Raw genomic sequence first — 23,083 nt, forward strand, 5'->3', positions numbered from 1 at the left:
GAATGTCCCTTCGACGCGAGGTTGCCCCGGCCCGGCGAGCCGGACCGGGGCAACGTCACTGATCGGTTGGTTACTTCTCGATGACCGCGAGGACGTCGCGGGCGGAGAGCACCAGGTACTCCTCGCCGGCGTACTTGACCTCGGTGCCGCCGTACTTCGAGTAGAGGACGGTGTCGCCGACGGAGACGTCGATCGGCACGCGGTTGCCCTTGTCGTCGATCCGGCCCGGGCCGACAGCGAGGACGGTGCCCTCCTGCGGCTTCTCCTTGGCGGTGTCGGGGATCACGATGCCCGAGGCGGTGGTGGTCTCGGCCTCGTTCGCCTGGACCACGATGCGGTCCTCGAGCGGCTTGATCGCAACCTTGGTCGCGGTAGTCACGGGCATACCCTCCTGGGGTACTTGGTTTCGTTACCGGTCGGCATGCCGACCGGCGTCAATTGCCACATGCCACCGGGCGGGGCCGTCGTCGCGGGTGCCGGTCCGCCTGGCGTTCAACCCCCGGGCACCAGGGCCCGGACGTTGGCACCCTCAGGGTGAGAGTGCTAATCGCAGGTTATTCCTCGGCTAGCACTCCGTCAAGGAGAGTGCCAACCCACCACCTCGTGTCGCCACTCTTGCCTTACGCCCGCCTTCACCCCGGCCGCCCGGCACGCCTTCGTCACCACCCACACCACACGCTGCCGTAATCGGCGCTCCACCAGCCGCGATGCACCCCGTCGCCGGTCCCGCCTTCCCGCCACCCCGCCGCCCCGTCGCCCGTCGCCCGTCGCCTCGTCGATCATGGAGTTGTGGTCGACGAAACGCCGCGATATGGGCATTTGCGTGAGCCATGAGTCCATGATCGGCGGAGCGACGGTGCGAGCCGCCGCATCGACGGGGCGATGGGCGGGCTGCTGCGTGATCGACGGTGGGCGGGATGCCGCGAACGCCGTCAAGGTCACGCTCGATCCAGGTTCGAGTGGCATCCAGGCGACTGCGAGACCACTCGAACACGGATCGAGCACGATCATGAACCGGACAGCGCAGGGCGGGGGCGGGCGGGCCGGTGTCGGGGGCGGGTCGGAACAATGGGCGGGTGGATGTGGAGCAGTTCGCCGTGTTGCGTACCGACGAGGGGTCGGCGGCGCTCGACGCGGCGGGGCGGGTCGCCGGCGGTGACCCACTGCACGCGGCGGCCACGCTCCGCGCGGCCGGGGTGCCGCCCGGACTGGCGGCCACGGCACTGACCCAGGCGGAGTTGCGCCGCCGCGCCACCGGCAAGTTCGGGCCGGAGGCAAGCGGCATGTTCTTCACCCGGCCCGGCCTGGAGCAGGCCACCCGACGGATCGTCGCGGACCGTCGGGCCCGACGACTGCGGGCCGCCGGGGTGGGCACCCTGGCGGACCTGGGCTGCGGTTTGGGCGCGGACGCGCTGGCCGCCGCCCGCGCCGGCATCCGGGTGTACGCCGTGGAGGCCGACCCGCTCACCGCCGCGCTCGCCGAGGCGAACGCGCACGCCGCCGGGGTGGCCGACCTCGTCTCGGTGGAGTGCGCCGACGCGACCACCGTCGACGTGACCCGGGTCGACGCGGTCTTCTGCGATCCGGCCCGCCGCCGGGCCGGCACCGGTCGCCGGATCTTCGACCCGAACGCGTACTCGCCGCCCTGGGACTTCGTCGTCGGGCTCGCCGAACGGGTGCCGCGCACGGTGGTCAAGGTGGCACCGGGGATCGACCACGCGCTGATCCCGGCCGGTGCCGAGGCCGAGTGGGTCGGCGTCGACGGCGACCTGGTGGAGGCGGCCCTCTGGTGTGGCCCGCTCGCCGAACACCCCCGCCGCGCGACCCTTTGTAAGGAAGGGCCCCCTACTAACGCCTCGTGCATAGCAGGGGTCCCCTCCTTACATCTCGGCGACGGGCCGCGCGTGCATCAGCTCATCGGACAGGGGACGGCGCAGGCGCCGGTCGGGCCGGTACGCAGGTTCGTCTACGACCCGGACTCGGCGGTGGTGCGGGCGCACCTGGTCGCCGAGTTGGCCGAAGACCTGGACGCCTCGCTGGCCGACCCGAGCATCGCCTACCTCTACGCCGACCGGGCCACCCCCACCCCGTACGCCCGCTGCCTGGAGGTGACGGACGTGCTGGCGTTCTCGCTCAAGCGGCTGCGGGCACTGCTGCGGGAACGTCGGGTCGGCCGGGTCGAGATCCTCAAGCGGGGCTCCGCGCTGGAACCGGAACGGCTCCGCCGGGACCTGCGGCTGGCCGGTGACCAGTCGGCCAGCCTGGTGCTGACCCGGGTCGCCGACGCCCCGACGGTGCTGGTCTGCCAGCCGGTGACCTGACCCGCCGGATCACCGCACGGCCAGCATCCGCCCGGCGGCGGCCACACCGGACCCGCCGCTGGCCTGCCGGACGGTCGGCGGACTAGGTTGACGGGCATGGCGGGACGGGGGACGCCGGCGATCGCGCTGCTGGCGAAGCGGAGGATCACGCACCGCACCCATCCGTACGACGTCTCGCCGGACGCCGCCAACTACGGCGCGCTGGTCGCCGCAGCGCTCGCGGTCGCGCCGGAGCGGGTCTTCAAGACGCTGGTCACCGAGGTCGACGGCGCGCTGACCGTGGCGGTGGTGCCGGTCACCGGCGAGTTGGATCTCAAGGCCCTCGCCGCCGCCGTGGGTGGCAAGCGGGCGGCGCTGGCCGACCGCGCGGTAGCCGAGCGCGCCACCGGGTACGTGCGGGGCGGCATCAGCCCGCTCGGCCAACGCAGGCGGCTCCCCACGGTGGTCGACGGCTCCGCCCTGGCCCATCCGACCGTGTACGTGTCGGCCGGTCGCCGGGGTCTCCAGGTGGAGTTGGCGCCCACGGATCTCGTGACGCTGACCGAGGCCCGCACCGCCGCGCTGACCACCGGCTGACAACACCCCACCTGCGCACTCACCCGTCGCGGTCCGGCCGCGTACCGGGCGGGTGTCCTCGGCGTTGCTGAATTGTTACTGCCGACAACAAACTCATCGCCATCGCGCTCTTGTGCTGACGGGTGGGGCGCAATACGTTGCCGGACACAACAAAACAAACACCGATACCTTCCCCCACCCTCGAAAGGACCCTGCAGATGCGCAAGGGCTTCCTCGCCGTCGGCGCCGTGGGTCTCCTGACCCTCGGCTCCCTGACGGCCTGCGGCGACGACTCCGGCGGCGACCAGGCCGGTTCCGACAAGACCCCGAAGATCGGGGTGATCCTGCCGGACAGCAAGTCCTCGGTCCGGTGGGAGAGCGCGGACCGTAAGTTCCTGGAGGAGGCGTTCAAAGCCGCCAACGTTCAGTACGACATCCAGAACGCCCAGGGTGACAAGAACGCCTTCCAGACCATCGCCGACCAGATGATCACCAGCGGCGTCACCGCGCTGATGATCGTCAACCTGGACTCCGGCACCGGCAAGGCCGTGCTCGACAAGGCCAAGTCGCAGGGCGTCGCCACGATCGACTACGACCGCCTCACCCTCGGTGGCTCGGCGGAGTACTACGTCAGCTTCGACAACGAGGCGGTCGGCAAGCTCCAGGGCGAGGGCCTCGTCAAGTGCCTCACCGACGCCAAGGTGGAGAAGCCGGCGATCGCGTACCTGAACGGCTCGCCGACCGACAACAACGCGACCCTGTTCAAGAACGGGTACGACTCGATCCTCAAGCCGAAGTTCGACTCGGGCGAGTACACCCAGGCCGCCGACGACTCGGTGCCGGACTGGGACAACGCGCAGGCCGCCACCATCTTCGAGCAGCAGCTCACCAAGGCCGGCGGCAAGATCGACGGCGTGCTGAGCGCGAACGACGGCCTGGGCAACGCCGCCATCTCGGTGCTCAAGAAGAACAACCTCAACGGCAAGGTCCCGGTGACCGGCCAGGACGCCGACCCGCAGGGTCTGCAGAACATCCTCGCCGGTGACCAGTGCATGACCGTCTACAAGGCGGTCAAGCAGGAGGCGGACGCCGCCGCCGAGCTGGCCATCGCGCTGGCCAAGGGCGAGCGCAAGGAGACCGGCCAGACGGTCAAGGACCCGGAGAGCGGTCGGGACGTGGCCAGCGTCCTGCTCACCCCGAAGGCGATCTTCAAGGAGAACGTCAAGGACGTCATCGCCGACGGCTACGTGACCAAGGAAGAGGTCTGCACCGCCGACTTCGCCAAGCTCTGCACCGAAGCGGGCATCAGCTGACCCACCCGCCTAGGCGTCGCCGCCCGGCACGGCAACCCCGTGCCGGGCGGCGCGACGCCGCTGGACGGGCCCCGATCTCCCTCCGTGCCTAAGGAGAACCCCGTGTCCGCGACCCCACTGCTGGAGCTACGCGGGATCGACAAGAGCTTCGGTCCCGTCCAGGTCCTGCGCGACGTCGCCTTCGCCGCCTACCCGGGCGAGGTGACCGCGCTCGTCGGCGACAACGGCGCCGGCAAGTCGACCCTGGTCAAGTGCATCAGCGGCATCTACCCCACCGACTCCGGGGAGTTCGTCTTCGACGGCCGCCCGGTGCACATCAACAGCCCCCGGGACGCCGCCTCGCTCGGCATCGAGGTCGTCTACCAGGACCTCGCGCTCTGCGACAACCTCGACATCGTGCAGAACATGTTCCTCGGGCGCGAGAAGCGCAGCGGCATCGTCCTGGACGAACCGACGATGGAGCAGATGGCCGCGGAGACCCTGGCCGGGCTCTCCGTACGCACCGTCAAGTCGCTGCGTCAGCACGTCTCCAGCCTCTCCGGCGGCCAGCGGCAGACCGTGGCGATCGCCAAGGCGGTGCTCTGGAACAGCAAGCTGGTGGTCCTGGACGAGCCGACCGCCGCGCTCGGCGTCGCGCAGACCGCCCAGGTGCTCGAACTGGTCCGCCGGCTGGCCGACAACGGCCTGGCCGTGGTGCTCATCTCGCACAACATGAACGACGTCTTCGCCGTCTCCGACCGGATCGCCGCGCTCTATCTCGGCCAGATGGTCGCCCAGGTGCGGACCACCGACATCACGCACTCACAGGTGGTCGAGCTGATCACCGCAGGCCGTTCCGGCGGGCTCGGGCTCGCCGCCGAACCGGCCGTCAACGGCAACGGTGGAGCAGCCGCCGACGGTACTCCGGGAGGCCAGGCATGAGTTCCACCGTCGTCAAGCAGGACGGGCCGGCCGCCGTGGCGCCGGAACCCACCGTCGCCAGCCACGTACGCGGCTACTGGCGTCGGGTACGCGGCGGCGACATCGGCGCGCTGCCCGCCGTCGCCGGACTGCTCGTGCTCTGCACGATCTTCTCGATCATGCGTCCGAGCTTCCTCACCGCGGGCAACTTCGCCAACCTGTTCACCCAGGGCGCGGCGGTCACGCTGATCGCCATGGGTCTGGTCTTCGTCCTGCTGCTGGGCGAGATCGACCTGTCCGCCGGTTTCGCCAGCGGCGTCTGCGCGGCGGTGCTGGCCAACGTGGTGACCGTCCTCGGGTACCCCTGGTACGTGGCGGTGCTCGCGGCCGTGCTCACCGGCCTGGTCATCGGCACCACGCTGGGCTTCCTGGTCGCCAAGGTCGGCATCCCGTCGTTCGTGGTCACCCTCGCCGGCTTCCTCGCCTTCCAGGGCGTGGTGCTGCTGTTGATGGAGGAGGGCCGGAACATCTCGGTCCGCGACCCGGTGCTGGTGGCGATCGCCAACCGCAACCTGCCGCCGACGCTCGGCTGGGCCCTGGCCGCGCTCGCGGTCGTCGGCTTCGCCGCAGTGCAGTTGCTGCGGTACCGCAAGCGTGCCGCACGCGGCCTGATCAACGACCCGCTGGCCATGGTGCTGGGCCGGATCGGCATCCTGGCCGTGGTCCTCGGCGTCGCCGTCTACGTGCTCAACCTGGAGCGCAGCCGCAACGTGCTGATCAGCTCGCTCAAGGGTGTGCCGATCGTGGTGCCGATCATCGCCATTCTGCTCGTGCTCTGGACCTTCGTGCTCCAGCGCACCAGCTACGGCCGACACATCTATGCCGTCGGCGGCAACAAGGAGGCCGCGCGCCGGGCCGGCATCAACGTGGACCGGATCCGCATCTCGGTCTTCGTGATCTGCTCCACGATGGCGGCGATCGGTGGCATCGTGGCGGCGAGCCGGGCCAACTCGGTCGACCCGAACACCGGTGGCAGCAACGTGCTGCTGTACGCCGTCGGGGCGGCCGTGATCGGTGGAACCAGCCTCTTCGGTGGCAAGGGACGCGTCCTGGACGCGGTCCTCGGTGGCGCCGTGGTGGCGGTGATCGACAATGGCATGGGGCTGATGGGCTACAGCTCGGGCGTGAAGTACGTGGTCACCGGCGTGGTGCTGCTGCTCGCGGCCAGTGTCGACGCGTTGTCGCGACGACGAGCCTCGGCCACCGGCAACCGCTGATCCGCTGTACCGAAAGTAGTAAGCCCCGATGCGCGTAGGACCCAGCCAGGACGAGATCCGTCGACAGAATCTCGGTGCCCTGCTGCGCTACGTGCACCTGCACGGCGCCACCACGCGCGCCGAGCTGACGAACACGCTGGGCTTGAACCGGAGCACCATCGGCGCGCTCACCGCCGACCTCGCCGCCGCCGGCCTGGTGAGCGAGGGGGCACCGAAGGAGACCGGCCGGGCCGGACGACCGTCACTGGTCGTCCGGCCCGAGTCGGACCGGGTCTTCGCGTACGCGTACAGCATCGAGGTGGACCGGCTGCGGGCCGCGCGGGTGGGTCTCGGCGGTGCGGTGCTCGACCGCTGGGAGCTGGACCGCCCGCGCGGGCTCACCGCGACGGAGGCCGCCCCGCTGCTGGCCGGGGCGGTCAAGGAGATGCGCCACGGGCTGCCGCAGGGCGCGGTCTGCGTCGGGGCCGGGGTGGCGGTCTGCGGCATGGTGCGCCGCGACGACGGACTGGTCCGGCTCGGCCCGACCACCGGGTGGGTGGACGAGCCGATCGGCACCACCCTCGGCCGCGAACTCGGCGTCGACGTCCCGGTCACCGTGGGGAACGTCGCCGACGTGGCGGCCTTCGCCGAACACGCCCGCGGCGTGGCGTCCGGCTGTGACAACGTCATCTACCTCTACGGCGACGTCGGCGTGGGCGCCGGGATCATCGCCGGAGGTCGCCGCCTCACCGGGCACGGCGGCTACAGCGGCGAGGTCGGGCACATGGTGGTGACCCGCGACGGGGTGCGCTGCGAGTGCGGCAACCGGGGCTGCTGGGAGACCGAGATCGGCGAGCACGCGCTGCTGCGGGCCGCCGGACGCTCCGACGCCCGGGGCCGGGAGGCCATGCTCGCGGTCTTCGACGCCGCCGACCGGGGCGACGCCCGGGCCCAGACGGCGGTACGCCAGGCCGGCGACTGGTTGGGTTTCGGCGTCGCCAACCTGGTCAACATCTTCAACCCGGAGATGGTCATCTTCGGCGGCACCATGCGCGACCTCTACCTGGCCGCCGCCGCCCAGGTACGCAGCCGGCTCAACTCGAACGGTCTGCCCGCCTGCCTGGAACACGTACGCCTGCGGACGCCGAAGCTCGGCGAGGACGCCCCACTGGTCGGTGCCGCCGAACTCGCCTTCGACCGGTTGCTGGCCGACCCGCTCGACGTCGGCTGACCCGGCCGGACACGACCGTGAACCGCTTTCGGAACTGATGAACTGATCGGCCGCTCATTCCGTACCACTGTGCGCACGAGCGGCCGGCGGGGTGCCGTCCCGCCCGTCACTAGTCGATCGGTTCTCGTCCGAGGAGGCGCCGCAGACATGGCACCGCTGGATTCCGTTCGTCGCCGGCAGGGCACCCGGTCCCGTCGCCTGGCGGTGCTACTCACCACGATCGCCGCCGCTCTCGTCGGGTTGCCCGGTGTGGCCGCAGCCGCGCCCGTGGGGCAGCAGCTCGCCGCCGCCGACCAGGCTCTGCTCGACGGCGTACGTCTGGCCGGGCTCTGGGAGATGCCGGCCGGGCAGATGGCCGCCGAGAAGGGCCAGTCGGCGGTGGTCCGCGAGGTCGGTGCGGAGATCGCCCGGCAGCACGAGGAATTGGACCGACTCACCGTGGAGGCCGCCAACAAGCTCGGCGCGACCATCCCGACCGTGCCGTCCGCGCAGCAGCAGCAGTGGCTGACGGAGATGAAGAACGCCACCGGCGCCCAGTTCGACCAGATCTTCGTCACCCGGCTCCGGGTCGCCCACGGCTCGATCCTCCCGGTGGTCACCGCGGTCCGGGGCAGCACCCGCAACGACGTCATCCGGGACCTGGCCAACGCCACCAACAAGTACGTCAGCGACCACATGCTGATGCTGGAGAGCACCGGCCTGGTGCGATACGCCGAACTGCCGCCCGCCGTGCTGCCCGCCCCCGGCGAGGACGGACTGATCGCCGCCGCGCAGGCCAACTCCGCACCGGCGATGGGCATCAGCAACACCCTGATCTGGGCGATCTTCCTCGCCGCCCTCGGCACCGGTGGATTCCTCAGCTATCGGCTGTTGCGCCGCAGGTAACCAGCCGACCCGCACCGATGACTCCCCGTACCCGGGCCCTCACCCTGCTCGGGCTGGTCCTGGCCACCCTGTGCGCCGCCCTGGGCCCCACCGGCCCAGCGGCGGCGCACGCCGTGGTGGCGAACACCGCCCCGCAGCGCGACGAGGTGCTCCCGTACGCGCCGCGCGAGGTGCTGGTCACCTTCAGCGAGTCGGTCGCACCGGTCGCCGGCCGGGTGCAGGTGCTCGCGCCGGACGGCAAGCGGATCAACATCGGTGACCCGGAGGTCCGCGACCGGACCCTGCGGATCATGCTGCGCGCCTCGGACCGGCCACTCGGCACGTACCTGGTCAGCTACCGCGTCATCTCGGCGGACAGCCATCCGGTCGCCGGCAGCTTCACCTTCGCCGCCGGGGCGCCGTCGGTGGCCCCGCCGCTGCCGGCCACGCCGGAGTCGGAGTCTCCGGCCGGGGTCCTGGTGCCCGCCGCCAAGTTCCTCGGCTATCTCGGGCTGCTGCTGGCCGTCGGTCCGCCGCTGCTCGCGGCCGTCCTCTGGCCACCCCGACGGTCCCGACGGGGTGCGACGGTGACGGCGCTGGTCGGGCTCGGCCTGGTCGCCGTGGCCACCGTGGGCACCTGGGTCGGGCAGGCCGCCCAGGTGGTCGGCGCGCCGGTCGGGCGACTCTCCCCCGCCGACCTGCGCGCCGTCGCCGACACCGACATCGGGCTGGTGCTGGCCGCCCGCCTGGCGCTGGTCGGGGTCGCCGCGGCGCTGCTGCCGGCGGTCACCCGGGGTACCGCCGGACGGGCCCGGACCGGCGCGCTGGCCGCGGTCGGCGTGGGCGGGGCGGTCACCTGGCCGCTCGCCGGGCATCCGGTCGCCGCACCGGTGCCGCCGGTGAGCATCGTGCTGACCACCGTGCACGTGGTCGGGGTGGTCGTCTGGCTGGGTGGGCTGCTCACCCTCACCGTGTTCCTGCTCCGGGGCACCCACGAGCGGGTTCTCGCCCGCATCCTGCCGGCCTGGTCGAGGTGGGCCACGCTGGCCGTGGCCTGGCTGGTCACCGCCGGTGTGCTCCAGGCCGCGATCGAACTCGGTCGACCGGCGGCGCTGTTCGGCACCGCGTACGGTCGCCTGCTCTGCGCCAAGGCCGCGTTGCTCGCGGCCGTGCTGGCGATCGCGGCCTGGCAGCGCCGCCTGATCCGGCGGCGGGCCGCCGCCGGCCGCCCCCGCTGGGTCGCCCGGGCGGCCGGCGTCGAACTCGCGGTGACCGCGGTGGTCCTGGCGCTGACCGCGGTCCTGGTACAGACGCCGCCGGGGCGTACGGACGGCGCGACCCCGGACGGCGTCACCCGGGACGGTGTCGCCCAGTCGTTGACCACCAGCATCTTCGTGGTGCAGTTCGACATCTACCCGGCCGCCCCGAACACGGCGAACAGCCTGCACGCGTACGTCTACACGCCGGAGGGCAGGGAGCTGCCGGTGGCGGAGTGGAGTGTCACCGCCGCCCTGCCGGAGGCGGGTGTCGAGCCGATCGCGATCGACGTGGTCAGCCTGGAACCACACCACGGCAGCGCCGAGATCCAGTTCCCGCTGGCCGGCGAGTGGACGCTGCGGATCAGCGCCCGGACCAGCGACATCGACCGGGCCACCGCGACCACCACGGTGACCATCCGCTGACCGTGGTGGCGCTGCCGGTCAGCGGTCGACCTGGGTGAAGTCCCAGGAGTGCGGCGGCCGGGCGAGCAGCATCACCGGCGGCTCGGGCAGCGGCCGGGGACTGCTGCGCCACTTCGAGATCACCACCACCCGGTGGTCGGTGGAGGAGAACACCTCGCTGGACAGGTGCAGCGGGTCGTGCTCGAACTCGGGTAGGGCGCTGTCGCAGACCCAGGTGATCAACTCGGCGAGCGCGTACGGCTCCGCCCGCGCCTCCCACATCCGTACGATCACGTCGCCGTCCTCCCTCACACGCTGACCGTGGTCAGCGGCATCGCCGAATCCGCGGGCAGGTCGAGCCGGCTCGGCGCGACCCCCGAGGCGACCAGGTGCGAGCCGAGAGCCGCCACCATCGCGCCGTTGTCGGTGCACAGTCCCGGCCGGGGTACGCGTACCCGGATGCCCGCTCGCGCGGCCCGCTGCTCGGCCAGCGCCCGCAACCGGGAGTTGGCCGCCACTCCCCCGCCGATCACCAGGGTCTCCACGCCACTGCTGCGGCAGGCGTCCAGTGCCTTGGTGACCAGCACGTCGCAGACCGCCTCCTGGAACGACGCGGCCACGTCGGCCACCGGCACCGGTTCACCGGCGCGTTGCCGCGCCTCCACCCACCGGGCCACTGCGGTCTTCAACCCGGAGAAGGAGAAGTCGTACCGGTGCGCGGCCAGATCCTTGGCGGCGGTCAGGCCGCGTGGGAACGCGATCGACGCCGGGTCGCCCTCCCGCGCCTGCCGGTCGATGTACGGTCCGCCGGGAAACGGCAGGCCGAGCAGCCGGGCGACCTTGTCGAAAGCCTCCCCGGCCGCGTCGTCGATGGTCGCGCCCAGCGGGGTGACGCCGTGGGCCAGGTCGTCGACGAGCAGCAGCGACGAGTGGCCGCCGGAGACCAGCAACGCGATCGCCGGCTCGGGCAGCGGCCCGTGCTCCAGCGTGTCCACCGCCACGTGGGCGGCCAGGTGGTTGACCCCGTAGACGGGCTTCTCGGCGGCGACCGCGTACCCCTTGGCCGCGGCCACCCCGACCAGCAGCGCACCGGCCAGCCCGGGGCCGGCGGTGACCGCGATCGCGTCGATGTCGGCGAGGGTCACCCCGGCCTCGGTCAGCGCCCGCCGCATGGTCGGCACGATCGCCTCCAGGTGCGCCCGGCTGGCCACCTCGGGCACCACCCCGCCGAACCGGGCGTGCTGGTCCACGCTGGACGCGAGCGCGTCGGCGAGCAGGGTGTGCCCGCGTACGATGCCGACGCCGGTCTCGTCGCACGAGGTCTCGATGCCGAGGATCAGTGGTTCGTCAGCCATGGTTCTCAGTCCTGGTTGCGCTGCATCACCAGCGCGTCGGTGTTGCTCGGTTGGTAGTAGCCGCGCCGCACGCCGATCGGTTCGAAGCCGTACGACGCGTAGAGGCGCTGGGCCGGCGCGTTGTCCGCCGCGACCTCCAGCAGCACGCTCCGTACGCCCCGCCGGGCCGCCTCGGCGAGCAGTGCCTCCAGCAGCACCCGTCCCACGCCCCGACGTTGCGCGTCCCGCCGTACCGCGATGTTCTGCACCCACGCCTCGTCGGGCGGCGCGACGGCCAGCCCGGCGTAGCCGAGCACCGCACCACCGTCGTCGGTGGCGACCAGATAGAAGTGCCCGTGGGACAGCTCGTTCCAGAACATCGCCGCGGACCACTGCTCGGCACCGAAGAGGTCCGCCTCGATCGGCAGTACCTCGTCGATGTGCCACCAGCGGAACCGGCCGAGCCGCACCGAGTCACGCTGCTCCGGATCGCGCTGCACCGGATCGGATCGCACCGGATCGGTGCCGTGCCGCCCGGTCACGGCAGGACCGGTTTGCGGGCGGTGGCCGCCACGGCGTCCGGACGCCGCAGATAGAGCGGAGTCAGCGTCTCACCGGGCGCACCGGCCCGGATGCGTTCGGCGGCCAGTGTCGCCAGCGTGTACGCGTCCGGGTAGCGCGGTTCCGCCCGCAGCGGCAGCCCGAGCGTCTCCGCGTACCGGTGCGCGCCGTCCCCGACCGCCGCCGTGACGCCCGACTCCCGGGCCCGCTCGGCGGCGACCGTCGGCGCGCCGACCTCCGGCCCGACGAGCCGCTGCCCGGCGCCGTCGTAGACCGCCCAGTAGATCTCCCGCCGCCGTGCGTCACCGGCGGCCAGCACCGGCTCGCCGTTCGCCGCCGGGTACCCGATCGCGTCCAGTGAGCAGACACCGTACGTCGGGATGTCGAGCACCTGGCCCATGGTGGCGGCGGTGACCAGCCCGACCCGCAGCCCGGTGAACGGTCCCGGACCGAGCCCGGCGACGACCGCACCGAGGTCGGCCGGGCGGGCGCCGACGTCGGTCAGCACCGCGTCGACCTGGGGCGCGAGCAGTTCGCCGTGGGCACGGGCGTCGACGGTGCACCGGTGCGCCCGGGTCGTCACCGCCGTCGCGGTGACCTCGACCAGGGCCGCCGTCACCGCCGGCGTCGAGCTGTCCACCACGAGTACGAGCACAATGAGCCAGCCTAGCCGCACCGCCGATCGCCCCGTGGCGCCCCGCCCGCCACCGGTGCCGGCGCCGCGTCCACCACCGCCGGCACCACCGAAAGTGATCGGACAAGTACTTCCTCTCCCCGAGCAACTTCTGCTCCCGATCCCGCCGTCCCACCTCCGGACAGAGGAGGAATGTCGATTTTGAAGGCCGCAGACGAGCAAGCGTTCCGGGAGTTCGTGACGTCCGAGATGGCGTCGCTGCGCAAGCTGGCCTATGTGACCTGCGGGGACTGGCACGCGGCGGATGACGCGGTGGCCAACACACTGATCAAGCTGTACCCGCGCTGGCGCAAGGTGGAGCGGCCGGACCTGTACGCCAAGACCATGGTGTACCGGGCCGCTGTCGACGAGACCCGCAGGCCGTGGCGTCGGGGGCGGGAACGGTCGGTCGGCGACGGCATTCCGGACGTTGCGATGGACGACCCGAACGGCACCACCGACGAGCGGCTACGGCTGCGGGCGGCGCTCAACGCCGTACCCACCGGCCAGCGTGCCGCCGTGGTGCTGCGCCACTACCTGGGACTCAGTCTGGAGGAGACGGCCCAGGTCCTGGGCTGCACCGTCGGTACGGCAAAGAGCCAGACCTCACGCGGTCTCGCCAAGCTCCGCGAACTACTCGGAGCCGATCGACTCAATCACATCGAGGACAAGGAATGGCATGTCGCAGTTGCATGAAATCGTGGCGGCGGTGACCGTGGACGAGCCGCCCATGTCGCGTTCCGTCGACCAGATCGTCGCGGCCGGCCGCAAGGCCGAGCGTCGTCGTCGGGCCGGCTTCGCCTCGGCGGGTGCCGCCGGCCTGGTCGTGGCCGTGGTCGCCGGCACGTTCGCGCTGACGCCGGGCGCTCCGGGAACCGCCGAGCCGCCGACCACGATCGTCGCCGGGGCGGCACCGGAGACGGCGGCCACCTGGTCGGACGCACCGCCGTTCAGCTTCACGTTCCGCGCCTTCGACGCCGGTCCGCTGCGCGTCCAGGACCCCGTCGTGGCCTCCACCGCCTATCAGATCGCCGCGGTCTACCTGGACGGCAGGGTCACCCACGATCGGCCGGTCGAGGACTCCGAGGCGCCCGTCCGGCGGAACGGGAAGCGGCCCCCCGCTGCGGGCACCGACTCGACCCGGCCGTTCTCCGGCTACCTCACGCTCTACCGGCCGGGCGCGTTCGACCCGGCGGGGATCGTCGGCGGCACCGCGTCGACGATCGCCGGCCGCCAGGCCGTCGAGTCCGCCGTCGAGCCGGCCGGCCGACAGTTGGCCTGGGAGTACGCCGACGACGCATGGGCGGTGGTGACCGCGTACACCAGCACCTCCGAACCCTCCATCGCGGACCTGTCGGCGCTGGTCACCGCCCTGGAGCCGAGCCCGGCGACGCCGGCCACGCTGCCGTTCCGGGTCGGCTACCTGCCCGCCGGCCACGCCCCGGTGGAGGCCGGCACGCACGCCCTGCCCGGTCTGATCGGCATCTCGCAGGCCCGGGCGGGCAACTACGGCGGCGTGACCTACGCCGATCCCAGCCCGGCGACCACCGGCCTGAACGCGCCGTACGGCGACAACGAGGCCGGGACCATCCCGGGCAGTGTCAGCATCTACGTCATGCCCGCCTCCGCCTCCAACCAGCGGGCGAAGGCCGGCAAGACGAAGTGCCACCAGGTGTCGGGTGACCCGTTCTGCAACCGCTGGACCGCCGACGGCGCGGTGCAGGTGCAGGTCCTGAGCACCGGCGGGCTCTCCGTCGCGGAGCTGACCCGGATCGTGGAGTCGGTCGAGGTGACCGACGTCAACGACGAGAACACCTGGGTCCCGGTGCTCCAGGCGCGGTAGCCCTGGCCCACACCGGCGACCCCGCACGTCCGGCGCCGTGTCCCCGCCCCCGGGGGCGCGGCGCCGTCGCACTTCTCCCACCCGTGATATGTCCACAATGGAGGACAAGAGGTACATGCGTTCCAGACGATTCCTACCGGCCGCCGTGGCCCTGCTGCTCGCGGCCGGTCTCGTCCCCGCGTCCCCGGCCGGTGCGGCTGACGCGGCCGGGTCGGCTCCGCTGCCCGGCGGTGACACCCGGACCGCGACGCTGATCACCGGCGACCGGGTCACCGTGACCGCCGACGGCGGCGTCAGCGTCGTCCCCGGCCCCGGCCGGTCGGAGATCCCGATGCTGACCAGCACGATCGCCGGCCGGGTACGGGTGGTGCCGGCCGACGCGCTGCCGCTGTTGCGGGCGGACCGGCTCGACCCACGGCTGTTCGACGTGACCGGCCTGCTCGCCGACGGGTACGACGACGACCGGCGCGCCGACCTGCCGATCATCGCCTCCACCGACAGTGGCGTCGACGGCACGATCGTGCACCGGATGACCAGCTTCCAGGCCACCGCCATGCACACCCGCAAGCAGGGCCTCGACCGGCTCTGGTCGGGGCTGACCCGCAAGGGCGCGAAGGGCAAGGTCTGGCTGGACGCCGTCGGTCGTTTCCACGGTGCCGAGGGCGTCCAGCAGATCGGCGCGCCGAGCGCCTGGCAGGGCGGCCTGACCGGCAAGGGCGTCACCGTCGCGGTGATCGACAGCGGTGTCGACGCCACCCACCCCGACCTGGTCGGCCGGGTGGCCGACCAGGTCGACTTCTCGCCGGTCTCCGACGGCGGCGTACCCACCAGCGGCGACGTCCGCGACCTGATGGGACACGGCACGGCCGTCGCCGCCGTCGCCGCCGGCAGCGGGGCCGCCTCGGCCGGCCGGTACCGGGGCGTCGCTCCGGAGGCGACGATCATCGACGCCAAGACCGGGGACTGGGACTCGACCGAGTCGGCGGTGATCGCCGCGATGGAGTGGGCGGCCGGCCCGAAGCGCGCCGCAGTCGTCAACATGAGTCTCGGCTTCCCCGACACCCCCGGCGAGGACCCCCTGGAGATCGCCCTGCGCAGCCTGAGCGAGCAGCACGGCACGCTGTTCGTGGTCGCGTCGGGCAACAGCGGCGACAACGGCAACAACCCGAACGCCGCACACGACTACGACGTCGGGTCACCGGCCACCGCCGATGCCGCGCTGGCCGTCGGCGCGGTCGACCACGACGACCGGCTGACCTCCTTCTCCAGCCGTGGCCCGCGTCTCGGCGACGACGCCGTCAAGCCCGACCTCACCGCGCCCGGCGACGACATCACCGCCGCCCGCAGCACCGACGCGTACGGCACCGGCCCCTACACCGACGGGCTGTGGGGCACCTCCTTCGCGGCCCCGCACGCGGCCGGCAGCGCCGTCCTGCTCAAGCAGCGACACCCGGACTGGACCGGAGACATGATCAAGGCCGCGCTGATGGGTACCGCCCGACCGGCACCGGGTGTCGGCGTGTTCGCCCAGGGGGCCGGTCGGGTCGACGTGGCCGGGGCGCTCGCCGGCCGGGTGCTCGCCGACCCGCCGAGCCTGAGCCTCGGCACGCACGCGTACCCGCACACCGACGACGAGCCGACCAGCCGGACGGTCACCTACCGCAACACCGGCACCGCGCCGCAGACGTTGACCCTGGCCCTGACCGTGGACGGGCCACGGATGACGCCCGTCTCCGGACTGTTCCAGGTCAGCCCGTCGACGCTGACCGTGCCGGCGGGTGGCAGCGCGCAGGCCACCGTCACGGCCGCCGCCTCGACGACGGCACCGGTCGGGCCGTACTCCGGGCGGCTGACCGCCAGCACCGGCGACGGCAAACGGCTGACCACGCCGGTCGGGTTGATCCGGGAGGCCGCCACCCACTCGCTGACGGTGCGGCATCTCGGTGTGGACGGACAGGCGAGCAGGGACTACTACACCACCGTCGTGGGCCTGGACACCCCGTACGTCTACGACTCGCTCCACCACTACGACGACGAGCAGGGCAGCGAGATCACCATCCGGGTGCCCGAGGGGCGCTACGCGGTCGTCTCGCAGATGTTCTCCGGCTCGCCGGCGCTGACCTACCTGGCCCACCCGAACCTCGCCGTGACCGCCGACACCGACCTCACGCTCGACGAACGGGCCGGGCGGCCGGTCCGGATCAGCGTGCCGGCGGCCGACGCGGTCCGCGCGGACAGCACCGTCCAGGTGGGCGTCCGCAACGGCGACTCCTGGGTGACCGTCGGCGGCAGCAGCAACGCGTCGACCCGGATGCGGACCGCCCAGATCGGCGGGATCGGCAGCGCCGACACCTTCGTCTCGATGATCGGCGCGGCCTTCGCCGACGGATCGGATCCCAGCAGGTACGCGTACCAGCTCGCCTGGCACCGGCCCGGCACGCTGCCCACCGGCTTCACCAGGTCCGTCCGCACCGGAGACCTCGCCCTGGACCGGACCTCCGCCCGCGCCCAGGCCCCGGAGGGTCCGACCGCGATGCAGTCGGCACCGATCGTGCCGGGCTATCCGCTCACCCCCGCCTACGCCTCCACGCCGCTGGCGCAGACCCGCTACTTCAACACCGACGGCGGCGTCACGTGGGCCTCGCGGGTGTTCCAGTACTCGGACGAGGCCGTGGACTACTACACCGTCACCACGACCGGCGCGCCGATCGCCTACCGGGCCGGGCGGACCTACACCTCCACCTGGAACGCCCCGATCGTCGCGCCCTGCCCGACCGCCGGTGGCGGGTGGTCCGGCGACCAGTTGGTCGTGCGGATCGCGCCCTACTGCGACAGCGCCGGTCACCCCGGCTACGTCGAGCAGGAAGCCCGCACCGGCACGACCACCCTCTACCGCAACGGCACCGCAGTGGCCACCTCCGACGTGCCCGGTCACGCCCGGTTCACCGTCCGGCCCGCACCGGGCGACTACCGGCTCCACGTGGAGTCCACCCGGGCCGCCTCGTTCGGCCTCTCCACCCGGGTCACGGCCGACTGGACGTTCACCCGGCCCGCGACCGCCTCGCGCCTGATGGCGGTCCGGATGGCGCCCGGCCTGGACGCCACCGGCACCGCACCGGCCGGCCGGTCGTTCACCATCCCGATCAGCGTCGACGCCGACTCGGTCGGCCTGCGGGTCTCCTACGACGACGGCGTCACCTGGCGGCCCGCCCCGGTCGTCCGCACCGGCGCCGGTGCCTTCCGTGGCACGGTCCGGCACCCGGCCACCCCCGGATACGTGTCGGTGCGGGTCACCGCCAGGGGCAGCGCCGCCACCCTCACCGAGACGGTGGTTCGCGCGTACCGGATCGGCTGAGCACGAGGTGCCCCCGCACATCACCCGTCCGGTGGTGTGCGGGGGCACCTCTCCTCGTCCTGCCGGAGCGCGTCGGTCGGCTCAGCCGGCGGTGCGCTCCCAGTCGACGGTGGGCAGACCGGCGTCGGCGAGCGCCTTGTTGGCCGCGCTGAACGGACGGCTGCCGAGGAAGCCGCGCGGGTTCATCGGGCTGGGGTGCCCCGCCTCCAGCACCACGTGCTGCGGGTTGGTCACCAGCGTCGCCTTCTTGCGGGCGTAGCCGCCCCAGAGCAGGAACACCACCCGCGACTCCTGGGCGTCCAACGCCCGGATGGTGGCGTCGGTGAACTCCTCCCACCCCCGGTTGGCGTGCGAGCCGGGGGTGCCCTGCCGGACCGTCAGCACCGAGTTGAGCAGCAGCACCCCCTGCGCCGCCCAGCCGTCCAGGTTGCCGCTGCGCGGCTTGGGCACACCCAGGTCCTCGCCCAACTCCTTGAAGACGTTGCGCAGCGACGGCGGCACCGAGACGCCCTCGCGCACGCTGAAGCTCAACCCGTGTGCCTGGCCGGCCCGGTGGTAGGGGTCCTGCCCGAGGATCAGCACCCGGCAGGCCGACGGCGCACAGAGCCGGTAGGCGGAGAACAGGTCCTCGACCGGCGGGAAGACCGTCTGGGTCGCGTACTCCCCGGCGACGAAGTCGGCCAACGCGGCCGTGCGGGCCGGGTCGAGGTGCGGGGCGAGCACCTCGCGCCACTGCTCGGGAAGCAGGGCCAGCAGGTCGAGAGCGGGGGTGTCGTCGGGCATCGGCGGCCTTTCACCGGTCGGAACGTTTCCGGGGCACTGTAGGCAGTGGGTACGACAGCGTCGGGCGCAGGGCGGTCAGCGCGGCACGGTCAGCGCGGCCAGCCGTGCCGCCCAGTCGCCGCCGACCGGCTCCAACTCCACGTCCCGGGTGTCGTCGTCGCGCCGGTCGAGGCGGATCCGCAGGTGCGCGTCGACCAACTGCTCGACCAGCCCCTCGCCCCACTCGACCACGGTGACCGACTCCTCCACCGAGGCGTCCAGGTCCAGGTCGTCGATCTCGGCCCGGGGATCGCTCGCCGCCCCCAGCCGGTACGCGTCGGCGTGCACCAGAGCCATCCCGCGTCCGGTCGCCGGGTCCGGCCGGTGCACCCGGGCGATCACGAAGGTCGGCGAGGTGATGTCGCCGAGCACGCCCAACCCGGCGCCGATCCCCTGGGTCAGCGCGGTCTTGCCGGCGCCCAGCGGGCCGGTCAGCAGCACCAGGTCACCGGCGCGCAGCACCTGCGCGAGGCGCTGCCCGAAGGCGTGCGTGTCCGCGACGGTCGGCAACTCGAAGCGGGTCACGGACGGTCCCGCTCGCACGAGTCGAGGAACCGGCTCACCGCGATGTTGACCTCGTCGGCGTGCTCCAGCATCACCACGTGCCCACTGTCCTGGATCTTGACGAACTCGGCGTGCGGCAGCCGCCGGACGATCTCCTCGGAATGCGTCACCGGCGTGATCATGTCCTTGTCTCCGACGATCACCAACACCGGCGTGTCCTCCAACGCGGCCAGCGCCGGGAACCGCGAGTGCGTCGCCAGCGTACGCAGGTAGCGGGTCACCGTGTCGGCCGAGGTACGCGAGTTCATCTCCTCCACGTACGACACCAGTGCGGGGCTCGGTTTACGGGTGCCGAAGCCGTACCTGCGGGTGAGCAGCCAGGCCACGTTGCTGGTGGACTTGCGGGCCCGGTCGATCACCGTCCCGCCGTACCGGGTCACGTAACCGGCCGTGTAGAGCACCGGCGCGCCGACGCGCCCGAGCAGGGCGGACGCGACCAGCTTCGTCTCCGCCAGCAGACCACCCGAGGTGGCCATCAGCACGGTGCCGACCACCCGGTCGTCGAACATCTCCGGGTACAGCTCGGCCAGCGACATGATGGTCATGCCACCCATCGAGTGCCCGATCAGGACCAGCGGGCCGTCCGGCGCCACTTCGTCGATCACCCGGCGCAGCGTGTGGCCGAGCGCGACCAGGTCGTATTCGCCGCCCTCCAGCCGCCCCGAGCGGCCGTGTCCGGGCTGGTCGTACGCCACGATCCGGTGCTCGCCCCGCCCGGCCAGCATCTTGCGCTGGAAGTGGAAGGTGCCCATGTCCAGGCAGAAGCCGTGCACCAGCACGACCGTCGGGTTGCCGGCGACCGGGCGGATCGGTTCGACCACCTCGACGTGCACGTCGGTGCCGTCGGGCAGTTCCAACCGGTACGCCGCGTCGTAGTGCTGCTCGCCGAAGACCTCGTCGACGTACGGGTCGGCGGGGTCGGCCTTGAGCCGGCGGACCAGGGCCCGTTCGGTGGCCACCCCGGCGGCGAGCCCGGCGGCGGCCACACCGAGCGCCGCCCCGACCAGCCCGGCGGCCCGGCCGGCGGCGGAACGCGGTCGGGGCACCCTCACGCCGACCCGCCGTCGTAGATCCGGGGCACCCGGGTACTGCCGAACCGGGTGACGATCTCGTAGTTGATGGTGCCGGCCGCCTCGGCCCAGTCGTCGGCGGTGGGCGCCCCGTCCGCACCGTCGCCGAAGAGGGTGACCACGTCACCGGCGACCACCGGGTCGTCGCCGCAGTCCAGCACGAACTGGTCCATGCAGACCCGGCCGGCGACGGTCCGCCGCTTGCCCCCGAGTTGCACCGGGCCGGTGTTGGAGGCGTGCCGGGGCACCCCGTCGGCGTAGCCCAGCGGCACCACCGCCAGCGTCGCGTCGCGCTCGGTGAGGTAGGTGTGCCCGTAGGAGACGCCGGCACCGGCCGGTACCCGCTTGGTCAGCATCACCCGGGCCCGCGCGGTCATCGCCGGCCGCAGCCCGTACGTCTGCCCGGCCACCGGGGAGAGGCCGTACACGGCCAGCCCGGGACGGACCAGGTCGAAGTGGGTGTCGGGCCGGGTGAGCGTGGCCGCCGAGTTGGCCAGGTGCCGATAGCGGGGGCGTAGTCCGGCCCGCTCGACCATGGCCAGCCCCTCGTGGAAGACCGCCAACTGCCGGTCGGTGGTGGGGTGTCCCGGCAGGTCCGCGTAGACGAAGTGACTCCACACCCCGACCACCTCGACCAACCCGTCGGCCTGGGCCTTCGCGGCGGCGTCGAGCAGCGTCGGCCAGTCGGCGACGGTCGCGCCGCCCCGGGCCAACCCGGTGTCGATCTTGAGGTGCAGCCGGGCCGGGCGCTCCGCGCGCCGACTCGCCTCGACCATCTCGTCGAGCTGCGGAAGGCTCGCCACACCCAGGTCGACGCCGACCGCGACGCCGCTGTGCAGCGGCAGCCCGGGGGCCAGCAGCCAGGCCAGCACCGGGGCGTCGATGCCCGCCGCGCGCAGGCCCAACGCCTCGTCCAGGGTGCAGACGCCGAGCCAGTCCGCGCCCGCCTCCAGCGCGGCACGGGCCGCCGGGACCATGCCGTGGCCGTAGCCGTCGCCCTTCACCACCGCCATCACCTCGGCGTTGGTACCGGTGCGCAACCGGTCCACGTTCTCCCGGATCGCGTCGAGGTCGACGCGTACCTCGGCCTGCCACATGCCCCCACCCTACTTCCGCGCTGATCACCCGGGGTGGCCCCGGCCGAGTACGGGGTGTCGGACGGGTCCCGGGACGGCCGGAGTCAGGTGATCCGGGCCAGCACCGGACGCAGCGCGGCGGCCACGTCCGCGGCGACCACCGGACCGCCCCGCGCGGCCTCCCGACCGGCCGACCCGTGCAGGTACGCCGCCGACGCGGCGGCCCGCTCCGCCGGCAGGCCGGACGCGAGCAGCGAGCCGAGCAGCCCGGCCAGGACGTCACCGGTGCCACCGGTGGCCAGGGCCGGGGTGCCGGTCGGGTTGACGTACGCCCGGCCGTCCGGCGTGCCGATCACCGTGCGGTTGCCCTTGAGCAGCACCACGGCGTTGGTCCAGGCGGCCAGCCGCAGCGTCGCGGCGACCCGGTCCGCGCCCGGCTCCTCGCCGCAGAGCCGGGTGAACTCGCGGTCGTGCGGCGTGAGCACGATGGGCGCGTCGCGCTGCCGGAGCTGGTCGGCGAGCCGACCGTCGACCAGCAGGGTGAGCGCGTCGGCGTCCAGCACCACCGGCACCGGCGCGGCGAGCACCGTCCGCAGCTCGGCGGCGGCCCGCTCGTCGGTGCCCAGGCCCGAGCCGCACACCCACGCCTGCACCCGGCCCGCGTCCACCACCCGGTCGGTGGCGATCACCGACGGGTAGCGGCGCACCACCTCCTCGCGGGCACCGCCCGCGTAGCGGACCAGGCCGGTCGGCCCGGCGAGCGCACCGCCGACCGACAGCACCCCCGCACCCGGGTACGTCGCCGACCCGGTGGCCACCCCGACCACGCCCCGGGTGTACTTCTCCGAGCCCGCGCCGAGCGGGGGCCACCAGTCGACGACGTCGGACTCCTCCACGACGTGCCACGCCGGGCTGCCGCGCAGCCACGGTCGCAGGCCGATGTCGACCAGTTCCACCTGCCCGGCCAGTGCGGCGGCCGGGCCGACCGCCAGGGCCGGTTTCCACGCGCCGAAGGCCACCGTCACGTCGGCCCGCACCGCGTTCGGCCGACCCGACGAGGTCAGCGGCACCGCCCCGGTGTCCACCTCGACCCCGCTGGGCACGTCCACCGCCACCACCGTCGCCCGGCCGCCGTCGCGCCCGTGCTGCCGCAGCAGGCTCGCCGCCAACTGCTCGGCCGTCTCCCGCAGCCCGCCGCGCCCACCGATGCCCACGATCCCGTCGACCACCAGGTCGACCACGACCGGCGGGCGGTCCACGACCCGGCCACCGGCGGCCCGCAACGCGGCCAGCCCCGCCGCGTGTACGCGGTCCGGGTCGAGCAGCAGCGCCGACACCGACGCACCGCGCCCGGCCAGCCGGGCGCCCGCGTACAGGGCGTCGCCGCCGTTGTCGCCGGAGCCGACGAGCAGCAGCACCGGTGCGGCGTACACCCCGCCCCGGTCGGCGAGCAGCAACGCGCAGCGGCGGGCCAGCCCGGCGGCGGCCCGCTGCATCAGCGTGCCCGGAGGCAGCGTGGCCATCAGCGCCTTCTCGGCCGCCCGAATCTCCGCCACCCGCCAGACCGGCCGCATGTCCCACCCCGTCTCCCGCGCCCCGCACGCGATCGATGCCGACGATCACGCGCCACCCTACCGGCGGGCGGGCCGCAGGATAGCCGTTGTTCACATTCCCGGCGGCCCCT

General features: G+C 72.9%; 21 protein-coding genes. 11 read left to right on the plus strand and 10 right to left on the minus strand.

The window, feature by feature from the left end:
* Positions 1-70: 70 nt before the first annotated feature.
* On the minus strand, positions 71-385 hold the full coding sequence (gene groES, locus ACQVFL_RS26085) for a co-chaperone GroES (RefSeq protein WP_089155197.1): 315 nt from the start codon (positions 383-385) through the stop codon (positions 71-73).
* A gap of 691 nt (positions 386-1,076) precedes the next feature.
* Here groES and ACQVFL_RS26090 point away from each other — a divergent pair.
* The 8 genes from ACQVFL_RS26090 (at position 1,077) to ACQVFL_RS26125 (ending at position 10,122) form a co-directional block, all read left to right on the plus strand.
* Entirely contained in the window at positions 1,077-2,321 is a 1,245-nt protein-coding gene (locus ACQVFL_RS26090; RefSeq protein WP_396690360.1) for a THUMP-like domain-containing protein, read from the plus strand.
* Between the two features lie 96 nt (positions 2,322-2,417).
* Entirely contained in the window at positions 2,418-2,897 is a 480-nt protein-coding gene (ybaK, locus tag ACQVFL_RS26095) for a Cys-tRNA(Pro) deacylase (protein ID WP_396690358.1), read from the plus strand.
* Positions 2,898-3,094: 197 nt separating this feature from the next.
* Complete coding sequence (locus tag ACQVFL_RS26100; RefSeq protein WP_396690356.1) at positions 3,095-4,189, plus strand: sugar ABC transporter substrate-binding protein; 1,095 nt, start codon at positions 3,095-3,097, stop codon at positions 4,187-4,189.
* A 102-nt stretch (positions 4,190-4,291) separates the two neighbouring features.
* Positions 4,292-5,110, plus strand: a complete 819-nt coding sequence (locus tag ACQVFL_RS26105; RefSeq protein WP_396690354.1) for an ATP-binding cassette domain-containing protein — start codon at positions 4,292-4,294, stop codon at positions 5,108-5,110.
* Positions 5,107-6,366, plus strand: a complete 1,260-nt coding sequence (locus ACQVFL_RS26110; protein WP_396690352.1) for a sugar ABC transporter permease — start codon at positions 5,107-5,109, stop codon at positions 6,364-6,366. The genes ACQVFL_RS26105 and ACQVFL_RS26110 overlap by 4 nt, the downstream gene beginning before the upstream one ends.
* Positions 6,367-6,394: 28 nt before the next feature.
* Positions 6,395-7,576 (plus strand): ROK family protein, encoded by a 1,182-nt coding sequence (locus ACQVFL_RS26115; protein ID WP_396690350.1) that lies wholly within the window; start codon positions 6,395-6,397, stop codon positions 7,574-7,576.
* 147 nt (positions 7,577-7,723) lie between these two features.
* Positions 7,724-8,461: a DUF4142 domain-containing protein gene (locus ACQVFL_RS26120; protein ID WP_396690348.1), complete on the plus strand. Its 738-nt coding sequence runs from the start codon at positions 7,724-7,726 to the stop codon at positions 8,459-8,461.
* 17 nt (positions 8,462-8,478) lie between these two features.
* Entirely contained in the window at positions 8,479-10,122 is a 1,644-nt protein-coding gene (locus tag ACQVFL_RS26125; RefSeq protein ID WP_431727802.1) for a copper resistance CopC/CopD family protein, read from the plus strand.
* A gap of 18 nt (positions 10,123-10,140) precedes the next feature.
* On the opposite strand, the gene ACQVFL_RS26130 is transcribed toward ACQVFL_RS26125, so the two are convergent.
* The 4 genes from ACQVFL_RS26130 to tsaB form a co-directional block, all read right to left on the minus strand.
* Complete coding sequence (locus ACQVFL_RS26130; RefSeq protein ID WP_131056998.1) at positions 10,141-10,395, minus strand: hypothetical protein; 255 nt, start codon at positions 10,393-10,395, stop codon at positions 10,141-10,143.
* A gap of 14 nt (positions 10,396-10,409) precedes the next feature.
* Complete coding sequence (gene tsaD, locus ACQVFL_RS26135; RefSeq protein ID WP_396690346.1) at positions 10,410-11,456, minus strand: tRNA (adenosine(37)-N6)-threonylcarbamoyltransferase complex transferase subunit TsaD; 1,047 nt, start codon at positions 11,454-11,456, stop codon at positions 10,410-10,412.
* 5 nt (positions 11,457-11,461) lie between these two features.
* Positions 11,462-11,905: a ribosomal protein S18-alanine N-acetyltransferase gene (gene rimI / locus ACQVFL_RS26140; RefSeq protein ID WP_396690972.1), complete on the minus strand. Its 444-nt coding sequence runs from the start codon at positions 11,903-11,905 to the stop codon at positions 11,462-11,464.
* Between the two features lie 68 nt (positions 11,906-11,973).
* On the minus strand, positions 11,974-12,651 hold the full coding sequence (gene tsaB, locus ACQVFL_RS26145; protein ID WP_431727803.1) for a tRNA (adenosine(37)-N6)-threonylcarbamoyltransferase complex dimerization subunit type 1 TsaB: 678 nt from the start codon (positions 12,649-12,651) through the stop codon (positions 11,974-11,976).
* Positions 12,652-12,822: 171 nt separating this feature from the next.
* Here tsaB and ACQVFL_RS26150 point away from each other — a divergent pair, with 171 nt between their 5' ends.
* The 3 genes from ACQVFL_RS26150 (at position 12,823) to ACQVFL_RS26160 (ending at position 17,867) form a co-directional block, all read left to right on the plus strand.
* A complete protein-coding gene (locus ACQVFL_RS26150) occupies positions 12,823-13,365 on the plus strand; it encodes a SigE family RNA polymerase sigma factor (RefSeq protein ID WP_396690343.1) in 543 nt (180 codons plus the stop codon).
* The gene (locus tag ACQVFL_RS26155; RefSeq protein ID WP_431727804.1) at positions 13,349-14,512 is read left to right on the plus strand and encodes a hypothetical protein; all 1,164 of its coding nucleotides are present in this window, start codon (positions 13,349-13,351) and stop codon (positions 14,510-14,512) included. Before ACQVFL_RS26150 ends, ACQVFL_RS26155 begins: the two co-directional genes overlap by 17 nt.
* A gap of 115 nt (positions 14,513-14,627) precedes the next feature.
* Positions 14,628-17,867 carry a S8 family serine peptidase gene (locus ACQVFL_RS26160; RefSeq protein ID WP_431727805.1) on the plus strand — a complete coding sequence of 1,080 codons (3,240 nt, stop codon included), beginning with the start codon at positions 14,628-14,630 and terminating at the stop codon, positions 17,865-17,867.
* Between the two features lie 81 nt (positions 17,868-17,948).
* Here ACQVFL_RS26160 and ung read toward each other — a convergent pair whose 3' ends face one another.
* The 5 genes from ung to ACQVFL_RS26185 all read right to left on the minus strand — a co-directional run bounded on the left by ung (position 17,949) and on the right by ACQVFL_RS26185 (position 22,973).
* Positions 17,949-18,650, minus strand: coding sequence for a uracil-DNA glycosylase (ung, locus tag ACQVFL_RS26165; protein ID WP_431727806.1), 702 nt, complete (start codon positions 18,648-18,650; stop codon positions 17,949-17,951).
* 75 nt (positions 18,651-18,725) lie between these two features.
* On the minus strand, positions 18,726-19,214 hold the full coding sequence (gene tsaE, locus ACQVFL_RS26170; RefSeq protein ID WP_396690336.1) for a tRNA (adenosine(37)-N6)-threonylcarbamoyltransferase complex ATPase subunit type 1 TsaE: 489 nt from the start codon (positions 19,212-19,214) through the stop codon (positions 18,726-18,728).
* Positions 19,211-20,305: an alpha/beta fold hydrolase gene (locus tag ACQVFL_RS26175; RefSeq protein WP_396690334.1), complete on the minus strand. Its 1,095-nt coding sequence runs from the start codon at positions 20,303-20,305 to the stop codon at positions 19,211-19,213. The genes tsaE and ACQVFL_RS26175 overlap by 4 nt, the downstream gene beginning before the upstream one ends.
* Positions 20,302-21,420, minus strand: a complete 1,119-nt coding sequence (alr, locus tag ACQVFL_RS26180; RefSeq protein WP_431727807.1) for an alanine racemase — start codon at positions 21,418-21,420, stop codon at positions 20,302-20,304. The genes ACQVFL_RS26175 and alr overlap by 4 nt, the downstream gene beginning before the upstream one ends.
* Positions 21,421-21,503: 83 nt before the next feature.
* Positions 21,504-22,973, minus strand: a complete 1,470-nt coding sequence (locus tag ACQVFL_RS26185) for an NAD(P)H-hydrate dehydratase (protein WP_396690330.1) — start codon at positions 22,971-22,973, stop codon at positions 21,504-21,506.
* Positions 22,974-23,083 lie beyond the last annotated feature (110 nt).

The sequence above is a fragment of the Verrucosispora sp. TAA-831 genome, assembly GCF_050780145.1.
In the GTDB taxonomy this organism is placed as follows: Bacteria; Actinomycetota; Actinomycetes; order Mycobacteriales; family Micromonosporaceae; genus Micromonospora.

Coding starts and splice junctions, on each gene's coding strand:
- ACQVFL_RS26100 (WP_396690356.1), top strand. CDS start 3,095: ATGCGCAAGGGCTTCCTCGCCGTCGGCGCCGTGGGTCTCCTGACCCTC.
- ACQVFL_RS26115 (WP_396690350.1), top strand. CDS start 6,395: ATGCGCGTAGGACCCAGCCAGGACGAGATCCGTCGACAGAATCTCGGT.
- groES (WP_089155197.1), bottom strand. CDS start 385: ATGCCCGTGACTACCGCGACCAAGGTTGCGATCAAGCCGCTCGAGGAC.
- ybaK (WP_396690358.1), top strand. CDS start 2,418: ATGGCGGGACGGGGGACGCCGGCGATCGCGCTGCTGGCGAAGCGGAGG.
- ACQVFL_RS26155 (WP_431727804.1), top strand. CDS start 13,349: ATGTCGCAGTTGCATGAAATCGTGGCGGCGGTGACCGTGGACGAGCCG.
- ung (WP_431727806.1), bottom strand. CDS start 18,650: ATGCCCGACGACACCCCCGCTCTCGACCTGCTGGCCCTGCTTCCCGAG.
- ACQVFL_RS26150 (WP_396690343.1), top strand. CDS start 12,823: ATGTCGATTTTGAAGGCCGCAGACGAGCAAGCGTTCCGGGAGTTCGTG.
- tsaD (WP_396690346.1), bottom strand. CDS start 11,456: ATGGCTGACGAACCACTGATCCTCGGCATCGAGACCTCGTGCGACGAG.
- ACQVFL_RS26120 (WP_396690348.1), top strand. CDS start 7,724: ATGGCACCGCTGGATTCCGTTCGTCGCCGGCAGGGCACCCGGTCCCGT.
- alr (WP_431727807.1), bottom strand. CDS start 21,420: ATGTGGCAGGCCGAGGTACGCGTCGACCTCGACGCGATCCGGGAGAAC.
- ACQVFL_RS26125 (WP_431727802.1), top strand. CDS start 8,479: ATGACTCCCCGTACCCGGGCCCTCACCCTGCTCGGGCTGGTCCTGGCC.
- ACQVFL_RS26185 (WP_396690330.1), bottom strand. CDS start 22,973: ATGCGGCCGGTCTGGCGGGTGGCGGAGATTCGGGCGGCCGAGAAGGCG.
- ACQVFL_RS26160 (WP_431727805.1), top strand. CDS start 14,628: ATGCGTTCCAGACGATTCCTACCGGCCGCCGTGGCCCTGCTGCTCGCG.
- ACQVFL_RS26110 (WP_396690352.1), top strand. CDS start 5,107: ATGAGTTCCACCGTCGTCAAGCAGGACGGGCCGGCCGCCGTGGCGCCG.